Source organism: Roseovarius sp. (assembly GCF_040223625.1).
In the GTDB taxonomy this organism is placed as follows: Bacteria; Pseudomonadota; Alphaproteobacteria; order Rhodobacterales; family Rhodobacteraceae; genus Roseovarius.
Genome location: NZ_JAVKFX010000063.1, coordinates 1 through 16,904, shown reverse-complemented (window position 1 = coordinate 16,904; position 16,904 = coordinate 1). Strand labels below are relative to the sequence as shown.

Below are 16,904 nucleotides of genomic sequence, written 5' to 3'. Positions count from 1 at the left end.
GTTATTCCGCGGCTTCGGTGGAGATTTTCTCGGGCGGCTGGCAGCCGGTGGCGCAGCAGCGGCCGGGCTGGCGGGAGACCTTGCGGCCCTCGGCCAGAACGCCGCGGTCCATCAGGTCGGAGACCAGCTCCTGCCGTTCGGCGACGGGGTAGTTGCGCCAGATCTCGCGCTTCATGGCCTCGGGCGAGCCGCCGCCGTGCAGCGAGATGACGGAGTACCAGTTGCCTTGATTGGAGACGGTGAGGTCTTCGATCATGCGGGAGATTTCCATGCGCCGTTCCGCCGGGATGTCGGGGCGGCCGCCGAGGACGGCGGTGAGGTCGGCGCGGGTTTCGGGGTTGTGATCCTCATCCGGCCCCGGCAGGGCGACGATCAGGCCGCCGGAGACGTAGTGGGCGACGCGGTGCATGTCGTAGATCTTGGTGGCGAGCAGCAGCTTGCCGATGTTGGAGAAGACGGCGTCGGGCATGACCGAGCCGGCGGGGTCAGCCTCGCAATAAACGCAGGCCGCGACGCCGCAGGCGTAGAAGCTTTCGGTGATGGTGATGAGGTCGACCATCGCGTCGCGGATATGGGCGTGGCGGTCGACATCGAGGCCGTTGGCGTCAACCATCATGGCGCCGGCGCCGATCAGCAGGTCGCCGAAGCCTGCCCGCGCGCCGATGCAGGAATGGCGGTGGTGGGTGGCGTAGGAGGTGGTGAGGAAGCCGCCCTCGGTCGTCTCGCCGGCAAGGAAAACGCGGTCATGTGGGACGAAGACGTCGTCGAAGATCACCACGCCGGTGGACTGGCCGTAGCGGGCGGAGAACTTGGCCGCGGCCTCGCCCGGGCGGCCGGCGGGTTTGGCGACGATGGTCACGCCCTCGGCATCGACGGGGACGGCGCAGCAGACGGCATAATCGGCGTCGTCCGCCGTGTGGGTGCGGCAGGGCATGACGAGGAATTCGTGCATGTAGGGCGCGCCGGTGACGATGGCCTTGGTGCCGCGGATGACGATGCCGTCGGGGCGGCGTTCCTTGATGTGGACATAGACATCGGGGTTCGCCTGTTGGCCGGGGCGTTTGGAGCGGTCGCCCTTGGCGTCGGTCATGGCGACGCCGAGGGTGAGGTCGCGGTCCTGCACGTCATGCAGGTAGGCCATGAAGCGTTGTGCATAGTCGGTGCCGTGGGTGGCATCGGTGCGGTGGGTGGCCTGGTAGATGCCGTTCAGCGCGTCGTGGCTGAGGTAGCGCTGGGCGCAGCCGGAGACCTTGCAGACAAGTCGGACGGCTTCGAGCTTTTGCAGGAGGTCGTCGCTACTCTCGTTGATGTGGAGCATGCGGTTGACGGTTTTGCCGCTGGTCGACTGGGTGGCGGTGAGCAGGCGTTCGGACTCGGGCCGGTGGGCGAAATCGTAGGTGATGCCGACGCCGTTGATGCCGGGGGCGAGGCGGGGTTCGTCGGCGACGCTGTCGATGCGGTCACCGTCGATGAAGACGCGGGGAGAATAGGCGCGAAGGGAGTCGCGGTAGGCTTCGGCGGTCATGAGCATGTGGTGGTCCTCCCGTGGGTTGCGGCGAAAATTAAACACTGTTAGATTTTGCGTCAAGTGTTCGAATTGGAGGGTGCCCGGTGGAGGATCGGAAGGCGGCGCGGCAGAGGCGGCTGGCGGAGAGCAAGCGGCAGATCATCCTCGACGCGGCGCGGGAGGCATTTGCCGAGGACGGGCTGGAGAAGGCGAGCCTGCGGGCGATTGCGACCAAGGCGGGGTATACGCCGGCGGCGCTGTATTTCCATTTTGCGTCGAAAGAAGCGATTTATGCAGAGTTGTTGCGCACATCCTTGCACTCATTGGGCGAGAGCGTTGCAGCGGCGGTGGACGGGGCCGACACGGCGGAGGCGCGGTTTCGCGCGGCTGGGATGGGGTTCTTCGGGTATTACGCGGCGAACCCGAGCGAGCTGGACCTGGGGTTCTACCTGTTTCGCGGGGGCATGAAGCCCGCCGGGCTGGACCGAGACACCGACCGCGAGCTGAACGCGGCGCTGGAGGGGGCGTTGCGGCCGCTGGCGGCGGCGGCGCGGGATATGGGCGCGGGGGAGGAGGCGGCGGGGCTGTCGATGGTGAATATCTTCGCCCATGCCACGGGCTTGCTTTTGTTGCTGCACACCGGGCGGATCCGGATGTTCGGCGCCTCGGCGGAGGCGCTGATGGGGCAGTATGTGGAGCAGCAGGTGGCGGTGTTGCGGGCGGGGTAGAGTCGGGGGCTTTACCGGGCCTACTACGGACATATCCGGCAAGCGCCTGCGCGGAACCAAGGGCTTTAGCCCGCCGCGCATCGCCGGGCCGTACCGACGGCACGGCGATTTGGCAAATGGAGTGCCACGCTCGTGGGTTGGATGTGCTTGGCAGGGATAAAGTGGCAGCTACGACCGTCGGTTCGCCGTACCACGGCCCGTCGATGCGCGGCTCCGCACCGGCGGGGCGGGCCTTAGCCCGTCTTCGCGTTGCCGATCTGCCAGTCTGTCCCCGGCACGGCGGCGAGGAGGGTGCGGGTGTAGTCCTTCTGCGGGCGCAGGAAGACCTCGGCGACCGGGCCGATCTCGACCAGCTGGCCCTTCTGCATCACCGCCACCCGGTCGCAGAGCTGGGCCGCGACGCGCATGTCGTGGGTGATGAACATCAGCGACAGGTGCAGGCGGGTCTGCAGGTCGCGCAGCAGTTCGAGCACCTGCGCCTGGATCGAGACGTCGAGGGCGGAGACCGCCTCGTCGGCGATGATCAGGTCGGGGTCCATGGCCAGCGCGCGGGCGATGCCGATGCGTTGGCGCTGGCCGCCGGAAAACTCGTGCGGGTAGCGGTCGGCGGCGCCGGCGTCGAGCTCGACGATCTCCAGCAATTCGCGGGCGCGGGCGTGGGCCTTTTCCTTCGCCACGCCCTGCACGATGGGCCCTTCGGAGAGGGCGTGCAGGATCTTCTTGCGCGGGTTGAGCGAGGCGTAGGGATCCTGGAAGATCATCTGGACGCGGCGGCGGGCGGATCGGAGTTCCTCGGTCGTGAGCGAGTTCATGTCCTTGCCGTCGAGGATGATCTCGCCGCTGTCGGCCTCGACCAGCCGGACGATGGCGCGGCCGACGGTGGATTTGCCCGAGCCGGATTCGCCGACGATGCCCAGCACCTCGCCCTTGGCGATGGTGAAGGAGATGTCGTCGATCGCCGTCACGCTGCGCTTGGGTTTGAAGAGGCCGCCGGAGGTGACGAAGGTCTTGCGGAGGTTGCGGACCTCGAGCACCGGTTGCTCGGTGATGGGCGTGGGTTCGGGCACGTGGTCCGACGGGATCGCCTCGAGCAGGGCCTTCGTGTAGCTGTGCTGCGGGTTTTCCAGCACCTCGCTGGCCGCGCCCTGTTCGACGATCTCGCCGTAGCGCATGACGATCACCCGGTCGGCGATTTCCGCGACGACGCCGAAATCGTGGGTGATGAACATCACCGCCATGCCGTGTTTCGACTGGATCGACTTGATCAGGTCGAGGATCTGGGCCTGCGTGGTGACGTCGAGCGCGGTGGTGGGCTCGTCGGCGATGAGGATCGCGGGGTCGAGGGCGAGGGCCATGGCGATCATGGCGCGCTGGCGCTGGCCGCCTGAGAGCTGGAACGGGTAGGCGCGGATGATCTTCTCGGGGTCGGGGAGGCCGACCTCGCGGATCAGCGCCAGCGCCTTTTGGCGGCGTTCGGAGGTGGTGTGGAGGTTGTGGGCCTCGAACACCTCGGCGATCTGGTCGCCGATGCGCATGAGCGGGTTGAGGGCCGTCATCGGCTCCTGGAAGATCATGCCGATGCGGGCGCCGCGCAGCTTGCGGCGCTCGTTGTCGGGGAGGGCGAGCAGGTCGCGGCCCTCGAACTCGGCGGAGCCCTTGGCGACCTCGACCTGGTCGGGCAGGAGGCCCATGAGCGCGTTGGCGGTCATCGACTTGCCCGAGCCGGATTCGCCCACGACGCAGAGGATTTCGCCGGAGTTCAGGTCGAAGTCGATGTTCTGGACGGCGAATTCACGGTCGGCGCCCCGGGGGAGCGAGATCGCAAGGTCGCGGATGGCGAGAACGGGGGTGGTCATGATCAGCGCCCCTTCCGTGCCAGCCGGGGGTTCAGGGCGTCGTTGAGCCCCTCGCCGATGAGGTTGAGCGACAGCACCGTCAGCAGGATGGCGACGCCGGGGATGAAGCTGAGCCACCATGCGGTGCGGATCACGGTGCGGGCGGCGCCGATCATGTAGCCCCAGCTCATGATGTTCGGGTCACCGAGGCCGAGGAAGGAGAGCGAGCTTTCCAGCAGGATGGCGGTGGCGACCATGAGGGAGGCCATGACGATGATCGGCGACATGGCGTTGGGCAGGACGTGGCCGAAGAGGATGCGGATGTTCGACAGGCCCGCCAGACGCGCGGCATCGACGAATTCGCGTTTTCGCAAACTCAGCACCTCGGCCCGCACGAGGCGGGCAACGGGGGGCCAGCTGACGATGGCGATGGCGAGCGTGATGGTGGGGAGCGTCGGTTCCATGATCGCGACGAGCACGATGGCGAGCGCGAAGTTGGGGATGGTCTGGAAGAACTCGGTAAAGCGCATGGCGCCGTCATCCACCAGCCCGCCATAGAAGCCCGCGAAGGCGCCGAGCGGCACGCCGATCAGCAGGGCCACGAGGGTCGAGACCAGCCCGACGATGAGCGAGACGCGGGCGCCGTGGACCAGCCCGGCGGCCACGTCGCGGCCCAGCGTGTCGGTGCCGAGCGGCAGGCCGTCGGTGGAGAAGGGCGGCAGGAAGGGGCGCTGGACCATCTTCCACGGACTGTCGGGGTAGATCAGCGGCGCGAAGATGGCGAGCAGGATCACCACGATCAGGATGATCATCCCGAAGAGCGCGCCGCGGTTGCGGGAGAAGCGTTTGAGGAAGTCGATCATGGCTGGCTCCTCATATCCGCGGGTCGATCAGCCGATAGACGATATCGGTGATGATGTTGAAGGCGATGACCATGGCCGCCGAGACGAGGAACACGCCGAGAAGGGTGTTGTAGTCGCGGGCGGTGAGGCTTTCGAACATGAGCCGGCCGATGCCGGGCCAGGCGAAGACCGTCTCGGTCAGGACGGCGCCGCCGACAAGCTGGCCGGCCTGAAGGCCGGCGAGCGTGACCACCGGCAGCAGCGCGTTGCGCAGGATGTGGCGGCGGCGGATCGTGCCTTCGCCGAGGCCCTTGGCGCGGGCGGTCTTGACGAAATCCATCTGGCTGACCTCGAGCACCGAGGAGCGGGTCATGCGCAGGTAGACGGCCATGAAGAAGAGGCCCAGCGTGAGGGCGGGCAGGAACAGGTGCTTGAGCCGGTCGAGCACCAGGTCGAGGCCGGTATAGCCGGCGCCCACGGTCTCGTAGCCGAAGGCGGGGAACCAGCCGAGCTTGACCGAGAAGAGCACCACCGCCATCAGCGCCACCCAGAAGAGCGGCGTGGCGTAGAAGAGAAGTGCCATCGAGGTGATGGCGGTGTCGCCCATCCGGCCCTGGCGCGCGGCGGCGGCGAGGCCGAAGGCGATGCCGAGAAGGAGCGACATGAAGAAGGCGGTCAGCGTGAGCAGCAGGGTCGCGGGCAGGCGGTCGAGGATCAGGTCGAGGACCGGCATCTGCTGGCGGTAGGAATAGCCGAGGTCGAGCTGGAGGACGCCAGAGACGTAGTTCCAGAACTGGACGTAGAGGGGCTGATCGAGGCCGAACTGTTCGCGAAGCTGCTGGATGAACTGTTCGTCGGCGGCGCCCGCCTCGCCCGCCATCACCATGGCCGGGTCGCCGGGGGCGGCGTGGATCAGGAAGAAGTTCAGGATGACGATCAGCAGGAGCGTGATCGCCGCCTTGGCAAGGCGCCCGAGGATGGCGGCGGCAAGTGTCATGAGATCAGGCTACCCGGTTTGTTGAGGACGTCGGTCGCCGAAAGCGGCCGGCCCGCGAGAGGTGGGGCCGGCCGCGATCTTTTCGGAGTTATTGCTCGATCCACGCGTCGCGCAGGCCGTCATTGACGCCGATCGCGGTGGTCACGAGATCCTGCACCTCGCAGCGGTAGATCGTCGGGAACTCGATCTCGAGCAGCCAGGCCACGGGCACGTCGTCGACGAGCTGTTTCTGGATCTCGGTGTAGATCTCCTGACGCTCTTCGGCGCTGGGGGCGACGGCGGCCTCGGCGAACATCTCGTCGATTTCCGGGTTCTCGTAGCCGGCGACGTTGTTCCACGGGCTGCCCTTGGCGATGTTCGAGGACAGGTAGCTGCGGGCCACGCCGAGCGCCGGATCACCGTACTGGTAGAGGTAGGTGAAGGCGATGTCGAAGTCCCACTCGGCCTGTTTCTGGTTCCAGCCGGCCACGTCGGTGGCGACCATCTCGACATTGATGCCGACCTCTTCGAGGTTCTGCTTCATCGCCTCGGCCCAGCGCTGCCAGGTTTCGCCGTAGGGCAGGGGCAGGATGCGGACGGTTTCGCCGTCATAGCCCATTTCCTCGAGCAGCTCTTTCGCCTTCTCGGGGTTGTGGTCGTACATGATCGTGTCGTCGGTGTAGAAGTTGGTCTTGGACGACACGGGGCTGGTGGCGACGGTGCCGAAGCCGTTCCAGATCACGTCCTTCACGAAGTTCCGGTCCATCGCGTACATGACCGCCTTGCGGAACAGCTTGTCAGAGGTCGGGCCCTCGCGGTTGTTCATCCAGGCCATGGCGTGGGGGGCGAAGTATTCCCAGCCCTTGCCGGTCGAGCAGACGCCCTCCATCTCGGTCAGGCGCTTGACGTCCCAGTTCTCGATCGAGCCGCCGGGGAGGACATCGACCTCGCCGTTCTCGAAGGCCACGGCGCGCGAGGCGGCGTCGGGAATGACGCGGTAGTAGACTTCATCCAGGTAGGGCTGGCCGTCGAGGTAGTAATCCTCGTTCTTCACCAGGTGGATGTAGCTGCCCTTTTCCCATTCCTCGAACTTGAAGGGGCCGGTGCCGATGGGCGTGTTGTTGGCCGGGTTGTTCGCGAAATCGGTGCCTTCGTAGATGTGCTTGGGCACGATCGGCATGGTGCCGACCTCGAAGACGCCCATGAAGGGCCCGAACGGGTTCTTCAGCTTGAAGACGACGGTGGTGTCGTCGGGCGCGGTGACCGACTCGACATGTTCGAGGCTCACGCGCAGGCGGGCATGGGTTTCGCGCAGGAAAGTGTCGACGGAGAAGACCACGTCTTCTGCGGTGAAGGGCTCGCCGTCATGCCATGTCACGCCGTCATGCAGCTTGAACGTGTAGGTGAGCCCGTCGTCCGAGGCTTCCCACGACTTGGCGAGCGACGGCTGCGGCTCGAGATCGGTGTTGTAGCGCAGCAGGCTTTCGTAGATGTCGCCCGCGACAAGCTGGGTCGGGCCGTTCTGGACGAGGCCCAGCATCAGGCTGGGCGGCTCGGGCTGTACGACGATGTCGAGACGGCCGCCCGAATCCTGTGCGGCGGCGGGCATGGCCAGCCCGAGGCCCAGGATCGAGGCTGTGAGTAGTTTCTTCATCTGTGGCTCCCTGAGTTGGTTTCGCGGGTGCCGGTTCGTCCGGCCAGTGCCAGGCGCCGATGGTGTGCGCCGGCCCCGCTTCGTTCGTCCTTGCGCGCCCTGCCGGTTTTGTCCGGTCTGCGGCGCAGGTTGTCACGTGGCCGGACAGGGTTCCCCCGGCCGGCCACCATGGGGCAACTTCATCGGCTGGCCTGCGTCGAGTCAAGCTAAATTGTCGACAACCGACAATCCGGCGGCTAGTTTGAGGCCATGACATCCAGGTCCGAACGCCTCTTCCAGCCGCTTGCGCGCGATGCGCTGTCGCAGCAGATCGCGAGAATGCTGACCGATGCGATCGTGTCGGGCAAGCTCAAGCCGGGGGACAGGGTGGCGGAATCGGTCATCGCCAAGGAGGTCGGTGTCAGCCGCGCCCCGGTGCGCGAGGCGGCGCGGCTGCTGGAAAGCACGGGGCTTCTGGTGTCGCATGCGAACCGGGGGTTCTTTGTCCGGACGATCGACGCCGAGGATATCGATTCGCTTTACGAGCTGCGGCTGTGCATCGAACGCGAGGCCGCGGCGCGCGTGGTGCGCGAGGGGAAGGTGGCCGGCATCATCGACCGGCTTCGGGCCCAGATCGAGGACATGGTGGGCATGTCCGAGGAGAACCAGCTGATCCTGCAGATCGGGGTCGACCTGCAGTTTCACCGGCTGATCGTGGAGAGCAGCGGCAACAAGCGGTTCCTTGCGGCGTTCGACAAGCTGGCCTCGGAAATCCAGGCTTGTACGGCGATGATCGAGACGGTGTTCGACGAGCCGGGGCTGGTGGCGCGGAACCATTACCTGATCATCGATGCGCTTCTGTCGGGCGACGAGGACGAGGCGCGCGCGGCGCTGGACTATCATATCGGCGTGGCGCGGGAGACGGTGGTGGGCCGGTTCCGCAAGCTGGAGGCCGAGGAGCCCGCGAAGCGCTGACGGGCGGGGTAGCGGTGGCCGATGGCCGGGAAGCGGTGCCGGTCGGCTGCCGCAGCGTCAGGTCGGGGTGATATTTAGCTTGGTGATTTGCATATAGAGGTTGTGATATAGGATAGAGTCACAACCTTGAGGTGTGTTGATCGGTATCTGCTGTCAATTTGCGCAGATGGATTATTGGGCAAGAAGAATGGTTTGTGCGCCAAAGTACCAAACTTCATGAAAAAGTCGCATACAAACCTTGAATAGTCGTACCTTGCCGGTGATAACTCTAGGCACATCGAGTCGGGACCTGAAATGCTTCGACAAGGAAAGCATCCCGACCCTCGGCGGCAAGGCGTGTGACGCCGGCCGCGCGGGCTGAAAAGCCTTGCATCCGACCAGAGGTGCGGGGCGAAAACAACGACACTGATGGCGACGCTTCCGTGTTCCGCATTGCGGATCGCGGGAGGCTCACGAGCGCCCGCCTCGGGGCGCGCGCCGTCCAGATAGCGGAGAGAAACACATGACCAGCGACCTCGCCGAAAATGCCGAACTGACCATGACCCAACAGGCCTACAGCAAGGACCCGCTGGCGGATCGTGAGACCGGGCACTATCGGAAGGAATACGTCACCCCGTTCGTCGACAAGTGGGACGAGCTGATCGACTGGGACGGCCGCGCGCAGAGCGAGGGCCAGTTCTTCATCGACATCCTCAAGGCCCGCGGCAAGGAGCGGGTGCTGGACGTGGCGTGCGGGACCGGCTTCCACTCGGTCCGTCTGACCGAGGCCGGGTTCGACGTGACCGCCTCGGACGGCAATGCGGCGATGGTCGCCAAGGCCTTCGAGAACGGCCAGAGCCGGGGCCTGATCCTGAAGACCTCGCAGGCCGACTGGCGCTGGCTGAACCGGGACATTCACGGCAAGTACGACGCGATCATCTGCCTCGGGAATTCCTTCACCCACCTGCACAAGGAACAGGACCGGCGCCGCGCGCTGGCCGAGTTCTATGCGGCGCTGAAGCATGACGGGGTGCTGATCCTCGACCAGCGGAATTACGACCACATGCTCGACCACGGGTTCTCGAGCAAGCACAAGTACTATTACTGCGGCGACGACGTCAGCGCCGAGCCCGAGCATATCGACGAGGGGCTGTGCCGGATGCGTTACGACTTCCCCGACGGGGCGTCCTACACGCTGAACCTGTGCCCGATCCGCAAGGATTACATGCGCCGCCTGTTCCGGGAAGCCGGGTTCGAGCGGGTGCGCACCTATGGCGATTTCCAGGAGACCTATGCCGAGGAGGAGCCCGATTTCTTCATCCACGTCGCTGAGAAATCGGCCGAGCACGTGGCGCGTTGGGGCGGCAACGGGGCCGATGGGGAGGCCGATATCCGCGATATCACCGAGACCTATTACGACAGCGACGATGCCGACACGTTCTATTCCACCATCTGGGGTGGCGAGGACCTGCATATCGGGCGGTACGAGACGACCAAGAACATCCGCGAGGCGAGCGACCTGTCGATCGACGCGATGATCGAGGCGCTGCCGGAGCTGAAATCGGGCTCGCGGGTGCTGGACCTCGGGGCCGGCTATGGCGGGGCGATGCGGCAACTGGTGAAGAAGACCGGGTGCGAGGCCGTCTGCCTGAACATTTCCGAGACGCAGAACGAGTACAATCTCGGCAAGGTCCGGGCGGCGCGGCTGGCCGGCAAGATCGGCATCCGCCACGGCGTGTTCGAGGATGTGCCCGAGGCCGATGACAGTGTCGACGTGGTCTGGAGCCAGGATGCGTTCCTGCATTCGGACCAGCGCGACCAGGTCCTGGCCGAGGCGTTCCGCGTGCTCAAGCCCGGCGGGCACCTGATCTTCACCGACCCGATGCAGGCCGACGACGTGCCCGAGGGCGTGTTGCAGCCCGTCTATGACCGGCTTCAGCTCAACAGCCTCGGCTCGCCCGCCTTCTATCGCGAGACGGCCGAGAAGCTGGGCTTCGAGACGGTCAAGCAGGAAGAGGCGGTCGCCGACCTGCGGGCGCATTACGATCGGGTCCGCGAGGAGCTTCTGGCCCATTACGACCAGCTTCGCGAGAAAGGCTGTTCGGCCGAGTATCTCGACAAGATGGCGACGGGTCTGCAGAACTGGGTCAAGGCTGCGGATGACGGGCATCTCGCCTGGGGCATCCAGCAGTTCCGCAAGCCGGTGCGGCACTGACCTGACCTGACGGGGCGGGGGTGTAATGGCACCCCCGCCGCCCCCCGATTTCTTCCTTCCCGGTCCCCGAGATGGAGACCCCGCACATGACAGGAATGTCCGACGATCTGTCGATATCCTTCGAACTTTTCCCCCCGAAGACCGAGGCCGGCGTGGCCCGCCTTCGGGATACCGTGACGCAGCTGAGCGCGGCCGATCCGAAGTATTTCTCGGTCACATACGGTGCTGGTGGCACGACCCGCGACCGCACCGCGCGCATGGTCGAGATGGTGGCGAACCGGACGGGCCTTCCCGTTGCGCATCATTTCACCTGCGTCGGCGCCAGCCGGGCCGAGATCGACCGGCAGGCCGAGGGGTTCTGGGAGAGCGGTATCCGCAAGATCGTCGCCCTGCGCGGGGACCTGCCGGATGGCGAGACGGTGCCCGAGGACGGCTATCGCGATGCCGCCGAGCTGGTCGGGGCGCTGCGCCGGGTGGGGGATTTCGACATTTCCGTCGCGGCCTATCCGGAGGTGCATCCGGAGGCGCGTGATGCGAAGGGCGACCTTGACCATCTCAAGCGCAAGATCGACAACGGCGCGGCACGGGCGATCACGCAATATGCCTTCGATACCGACACGGTGCTGCGGTTCATCGACCGCGCCCGGGCGGCCGGTATCGAGGCGCCGATCGTGCCGGGGATCATGCCGGTGTCGAACTTTGCCGGGCTGAAGCGGTTCTCGGAAGGGTGCGGCGCGTCGATCCCCGACTGGCTGGGCCAGATGTTCGACGGGCTGGACGATGCGCCCGAGACCCGCGCCATGGTGGCCACCGGCGTGGCCGCCGAGCAATGCCGCCGCCTGATCGACGAAGGCGTGAGGGAGTTCCACTTCTACACGCTGAACCAGCCCAAGGTGACCCTGGCCGTTTGCAGGACATTGGGGCTGACACCAGATATACCTGCGGAAGACGCCGCTTGAAGGATTGAAGGACGCATGACCAACACCAACGACATAAGAGCCGCGATCGAGGACCGTATCCTTGTGCTGGACGGGGCCATGGGCACGATGATCCAGCAGGGAAAACCCGACGAGGCGACCTATCGCGGGGAGCGGTTCAAGGATCATCCCAGCGACGTGGGCGGCAACAACGAGCTGCTGACGCTGACGCAGCCGGACATGATCCGCAAGATCCACGAGGAATTCCTGGAAACCGGCGCCGATATCCTTGGCACCAACACCTTCGGGGCCAACGCGATCAGCCAGGCGGATTACGACATGACCGACCTGGTGGTCGAGATGAATGTCGAGTCGGTGAAGCTGGCGCGCGAGGCGGCGGACGCGGTGGCGACGCCCGAGAAACCCCGCTGGGTGGCGGGGGCCATCGGGCCGACCAACCAGACCGCCAGCATTTCGCCGGACGTGAACGACCCCGGTTTTCGTGGTGTGACGTTCGATGATCTGGCCAGGGCGTATGGCGAGGCGGCGCGGGCGCTGATCGAGGCGGGCGCCGACCTGCTGCTGATCGAGACGATCTTCGACACGCTCAACGCCAAGGCCGCGCTTTTTGCCATCGACAGCCTGTCGGACGAGGGGCTGACCATTCCGCCGCTGATGATTTCCGGCACGATCACCGACCGGTCTGGCCGGACGCTGACCGGCCAGACGCCCGAGGCGTTCTGGGTCTCGATGAGCCATGCGCGGCCGTTTTCCATCGGGCTCAACTGTGCGCTGGGCGCGGGCGAGATGCGCCAGCACGTGCGGACGCTGTCGGAGGTGGCCGACACGCGGGTCAGTGCCTATCCCAACGCCGGCCTGCCCAACGAGATGGGCGGCTATGACGAGACGCCGGAGGAGACCGCCGAGCACCTGGAAGAGTGGGCCCGGTCGGGGCTGGTCAATATCGTCGGCGGCTGCTGTGGCACCACGCCAGAGCATATCCGCGCCATCGCGCAGGCGGTCGAGGGCAAGAGCCCGCGCAAGATACCGCAGAAGGTGCGCCGGATGCGCCTGAGCGGGCTGGAGATGTTCGAGGCACAGGGCGCGGCCACCAAGGAGGGCGCGGCATGAGTACAGGCGTTTCCAGCTTCATCAATATCGGCGAGCGGACCAATGTGACGGGCTCGGCCAAGTTCAAGAACCTGATCATGGACGGCGATTATGCCACCGCGCTCGACGTGGCGCGCCAGCAGGTCGAGAACGGTGCGCAGATCATCGACGTGAACATGGACGAGGGGCTGCTCGACTCGGAAGAGGCAATGAAGACCTTCCTGAACCTGATCGCCTCGGAGCCCGATATCAGCCGCGTGCCGGTGATGATCGACAGTTCCAAATTCGAGGTGATCGAGGCCGGGCTGAAATGCGTGCAGGGGCGGGCCGTGGTCAACTCCATCTCGCTCAAGGAGGGCGAGGACGCGTTCCTCGAACAGGCCCGCACCGTGCGCCGCTATGGCGCCGCCGTGGTGGTGATGGCCTTCGACGAGAACGGGCAGGCCGAGACGGCGCAGCACAAGTTCGAGATCTGCAAGCGGTCGCATGACCTGCTGGTGGAAAAGGCGGGGTTCGAGCCGTGGGATATCATCTTCGATCCCAACATCTTTGCCGTGGCGACGGGGATCGAGGAGCACAACGACTACGCCAACGCCTTTTTCGAGGCGACCCGGATGATCAAGGAGGCGATGCCGCATTGCCATGTCTCGGGCGGGCTGTCGAACGTGTCGTTCAGCTTCCGCGGCAACAATGCCGTGCGCGAGGCGATGCATTCGGCGTTCCTGTACCACGCGATCCCGCTGGGCATGAACATGGGGATCGTCAATGCCGGGCAGATCACCGTCTATGACGACATTCCCGAGGAGCTGCGCGAGCGGGTCGAGGATGTGCTGCTGAACCGGCGCGACGACGCGACCGAGCGCCTGCTCGAGATTGCCGACAAGTACAAGGGCTCGGGCGAGGCGTCGAAGAAGGAAGACCCGAAATGGCGCGAGCAGGAGGTCGAGAAACGGCTTGAGCACGCGCTGGTGCATGGCATCACCGATTACGTGATCGACGACACCGAGGAATGCCGGCAGCGCGCCGAGAAGCCGCTCGACGTGATCGAGGGGCCGCTGATGGACGGGATGAACGTGGTCGGCGACCTCTTCGGCGACGGCAAGATGTTCCTGCCGCAGGTGGTGAAATCGGCCCGGGTGATGAAGGCCGCGGTGGCGCATCTTCTGCCCTTCATGGAAGAGGAGAAGCGCAAGTCGGGCGATACCTCGGCCAAGGGCAAGGTCATCATGGCCACGGTGAAGGGCGACGTGCACGATATCGGCAAGAACATCGTGGGCGTCGTGTTGCAGTGCAACAATTACGACGTGGTCGACCTTGGCGTGATGGTGCCGGCCGAGGATATCCTCGAGGCGGCCAAGAAGGAGAAGGCCGATATCATCGGGCTTTCCGGGCTGATCACGCCGTCGCTTGACCGGATGGTCGACGTGGCCGCCGAGATGAAGCGGCAGGGGCTGGACCTGCCGCTGCTCATTGGCGGCGCGACCACCTCGAAGAAGCACACCGCGCTGAAGATCGCGCCGGAATATGAGCACGGGGTGATCCATGTCGACGATGCGTCGAAGGCCGTGGGCGTGGTGTCGCGCCTGCTGTCCAAGACGGCGCGGCCCGAGTATCTGGCCGGCGTCGTCGAGGAGCAGGAGAAGCTGCGCGACGGCATGAAGGGGCAGGGCGACCGCCCGACCGCCCCGCTGGCCGAGGCGCGGAAGGAGAAGTTCGACGGCGGATGGGAGGATTACACCCCGCCCGCGCCGCAGACGCCGGGCCTGACGGTGATCGACGACATGGGCATCGCCAAGCTGCGGGAGTTCATCGACTGGACGCCGTTCTTCAACACCTGGGAGATGAAGGGCAAGTTCCCGAAGATCTTCGAGGATCCCGACAAGGGGCCCGCGGCGCGCGAGCTGTATGACAACGCGCAGAAGATGCTCGACCGGATCGAGAAGGAAGACTGGTTCAGCCCGCGGGGCGTTGTGGGCCTGTGGCCTGCCAACGCGCAGGGCGACGATATCGTGGTCTGGGCCGACGAGAGCCGCAAGACCGTGAGCGCCCGGATGCCGCAGCTGCGCCAGCAGCGCAGCAAGTCGAACGGCCGCCCGCAGATGTGCCTGGCCGATTTCGTGGCGCCCGAGGGCACCGACGACTGGGTCGGCGCCTTCACCGTCACCGCCGGGCCGGAGGTGCATGACATTGCCGACCGGCTGAAGGCCGAGGGCAACGATTACGACTCGATCATGGTGCAGGCGCTGGGCGACCGGATTGCCGAGGCCTTCGCCGAGGCGCTGCATGCCCGCGTGCGGCGCAGCCTGTGGGGCTATGCCTCGGACGAGGGGCTGGATAACGAGGCGCTGATTTCCGAGCAGTATCGCGGCATCCGCCCGGCGCCCGGCTATCCGGCGAACCCGGACCACACCGAGAAGCGCACGCTGTTCGACCTGCTGAACGCGCCCGAGCATACCGGCGTCACGCTGACCGAAAGCTGCGCGATGTGGCCGGCCTCGGCGGTGTCGGGGCTGTATTTCGCCCACCCGGACTCGGCCTATTTCGGGATCGGCCGCATCGGCCCCGACCAGGTGGCCGATTACGCCGAGCGCAAGGGCATGAAGATTGCCGAGGTGGAGGCGTGGCTGCAACCCAGCCTGTCCTACACGCCCGACAAGTCATCGGCCGATCGAAAGATCGCCTGACCCCCGCAAAAATACGGTTTTTGCCAAAAGCGACCCAACCCCACGACAGTGGAGAAAGGAACGATTATGAGCGACAAGTCATGGCTTTTCACCTCCGAGTCGGTGTCTGAAGGGCACCCTGACAAGGTTTGCGACCGGATCTCGGACGCGGTGCTCGATGCCTATCTCGCCGCCGATCCGCAATCGCGCGTGGCCTGCGAGACGCTGGCCACCACGGACCACGTGACCATCGCCGGCGAAGTGCGCGGCCCGGAAAGCGTGCTGAAGGATGTCGAGCAGATCGCGCGGGATGCGATCAAGGATATCGGGTACGAGCAGCACGGGTTTTCGTGGAAGGACGCCGAGATCGTCTGCCGCCTGCACGCGCAATCGGCCGATATCGCCATGGGCGTCGACGAAGGCGACAAGGGCGAGGAAGGTGCCGGCGACCAGGGCATCATGTTCGGCTATGCCTGCAACGAGACCGAAGAGCTGATGCCGGCGCCCATTCAGTTCGCCCACAAGATCCTGCGCACGATGGCCGAGGACCGGAAATCCGGCAAGCAGCCGAATTTCGGGCCGGATGCCAAGAGCCAGGTGACGCTGAAGTACCAGAACGGCAAGCCGGTGGGGATCGATACGGTCGTCGTCTCGACCCAGCACGCCGAAGGCCTGAGCCAGGATGACGTGCGCAAGCTGGTGGAGCCTTACATCACCGACTGCTTCAAGGAAGAGGGCTGGAGCCTGCCGTCGCAGGACAAGATCATCGTCAACCCGACGGGCAATTTCGTGATCGGCGGGCCGGATGGCGACGCGGGTCTGACGGGCCGCAAGATCATCGTCGACACCTATGGCGGCGCGGCACCGCATGGCGGCGGGGCGTTCTCGGGCAAGGACCCGACGAAGGTCGACCGTTCGGCGGCCTATATCTCGCGCTACATGGCCAAGAACGTCGTGGCGGCGGGGCTGGCCGACAAGTGCCAGATCCAGCTCGCCTATGCGATCGGCGTGCCGGAACCGGTGGCCGTCTATGTTGACACGCTGGGCACCGGCCGGGTGGACGAGACCAAGCTGGCCGCGATGCTGCGGGAGATGGTGCGCCTGACCCCGCGCGGCATTCGCGATCACCTCGACCTGCTGAAGCCGATCTATGCCCGCACCGCGGCCTATGGCCATTTCGGGCGCGTGCCGGCCGATGACGGCAGGTTCAGCTGGGAACGCACCGATCTGGCCGACGAGCTGGCGCGCACGTTTGGCGCCTCTGCCGCGGCCGAGTGACGGAACAGGACAGATAGAAAGGACACGGGACATGAACAAGCCGGAAAGCTTTGCACCCGAAGACAGCGCAATCCGCGACATCAACCTCGCCGGCTTTGGCCGGCGGGAGCTGGACATCGCCGAGACGGAGATGCCGGGGCTGATGGCCCTGCGCGAGGAATACGGCGAGGCCAAGCCGCTCAAAGGGGCGCGGATCGCCGGGTCGCTGCACATGACGATCCAGACCGCCTGCCTGATCGAGACGCT

Annotated in this window: 11 protein-coding genes and 1 pseudogene; 7 read left to right on the top strand and 5 right to left on the bottom strand. The window is 65.7% G+C overall.

The window, feature by feature from the left end; genetic code table 11:
* Nucleotide 1: 1 nt before the first annotated feature.
* The gene (locus RLN94_RS17835) at nucleotides 2–1,531 is read right to left on the bottom strand and encodes a 4-hydroxyphenylacetate 3-hydroxylase family protein (RefSeq protein ID WP_350127424.1); all 1,530 of its coding nucleotides are present in this window, start codon (nucleotides 1,529–1,531) and stop codon (nucleotides 2–4) included.
* A gap of 80 nt (nucleotides 1,532–1,611) precedes the next feature.
* Here RLN94_RS17835 and RLN94_RS17830 point away from each other — a divergent pair, with 80 nt between their 5' ends.
* The gene (locus RLN94_RS17830) at nucleotides 1,612–2,235 is read left to right on the top strand and encodes a TetR/AcrR family transcriptional regulator (RefSeq protein WP_350127421.1); all 624 of its coding nucleotides are present in this window, start codon (nucleotides 1,612–1,614) and stop codon (nucleotides 2,233–2,235) included.
* Nucleotides 2,236–2,468: 233 nt separating this feature from the next.
* Here the strand turns inward: RLN94_RS17830 and RLN94_RS17825 are convergent, their stop codons facing one another.
* From RLN94_RS17825 to RLN94_RS17810, 4 genes are all read right to left on the bottom strand, one after another.
* On the bottom strand, nucleotides 2,469–4,091 hold the full coding sequence (locus RLN94_RS17825; protein WP_350127418.1) for an ABC transporter ATP-binding protein: 1,623 nt from the start codon (nucleotides 4,089–4,091) through the stop codon (nucleotides 2,469–2,471).
* Between the two features lie 2 nt (nucleotides 4,092–4,093).
* Nucleotides 4,094–4,933 carry an ABC transporter permease gene (locus RLN94_RS17820; protein ID WP_350127415.1) on the bottom strand — a complete coding sequence of 280 codons (840 nt, stop codon included), beginning with the start codon at nucleotides 4,931–4,933 and terminating at the stop codon, nucleotides 4,094–4,096.
* A 10-nt stretch (nucleotides 4,934–4,943) separates the two neighbouring features.
* Nucleotides 4,944–5,909, bottom strand: a complete 966-nt coding sequence (locus RLN94_RS17815) for an ABC transporter permease (protein ID WP_350127412.1) — start codon at nucleotides 5,907–5,909, stop codon at nucleotides 4,944–4,946.
* 88 nt (nucleotides 5,910–5,997) lie between these two features.
* The gene (locus RLN94_RS17810) at nucleotides 5,998–7,542 is read right to left on the bottom strand and encodes an ABC transporter substrate-binding protein (protein WP_350127409.1); all 1,545 of its coding nucleotides are present in this window, start codon (nucleotides 7,540–7,542) and stop codon (nucleotides 5,998–6,000) included.
* Nucleotides 7,543–7,791: 249 nt separating this feature from the next.
* Here RLN94_RS17810 and RLN94_RS17805 point away from each other — a divergent pair, with 249 nt between their 5' ends.
* The 6 genes and pseudogenes from RLN94_RS17805 to RLN94_RS17780 form a co-directional block, all read left to right on the top strand.
* Nucleotides 7,792–8,496 carry a GntR family transcriptional regulator gene (locus tag RLN94_RS17805; protein WP_350127406.1) on the top strand — a complete coding sequence of 235 codons (705 nt, stop codon included), beginning with the start codon at nucleotides 7,792–7,794 and terminating at the stop codon, nucleotides 8,494–8,496.
* 502 nt (nucleotides 8,497–8,998) lie between these two features.
* On the top strand, nucleotides 8,999–10,690 hold the full coding sequence (locus RLN94_RS17800; RefSeq protein ID WP_350127403.1) for a glycine/sarcosine N-methyltransferase: 1,692 nt from the start codon (nucleotides 8,999–9,001) through the stop codon (nucleotides 10,688–10,690).
* An 86-nt stretch (nucleotides 10,691–10,776) separates the two neighbouring features.
* Nucleotides 10,777–11,649, top strand: a complete 873-nt coding sequence (gene metF / locus RLN94_RS17795) for a methylenetetrahydrofolate reductase [NAD(P)H] (protein WP_350127400.1) — start codon at nucleotides 10,777–10,779, stop codon at nucleotides 11,647–11,649.
* Nucleotides 11,650–11,664: 15 nt separating this feature from the next.
* Nucleotides 11,665–15,401, top strand: a pseudogene (gene metH / locus RLN94_RS17790) (methionine synthase).
* 66 nt (nucleotides 15,402–15,467) lie between these two features.
* Entirely contained in the window at nucleotides 15,468–16,658 is a 1,191-nt protein-coding gene (metK, locus tag RLN94_RS17785; RefSeq protein ID WP_350127397.1) for a methionine adenosyltransferase, read from the top strand.
* A 31-nt stretch (nucleotides 16,659–16,689) separates the two neighbouring features.
* On the top strand, nucleotides 16,690–16,904 hold a 215-nt coding region (locus tag RLN94_RS17780), incomplete at its 3' end, for an adenosylhomocysteinase (protein ID WP_350127394.1).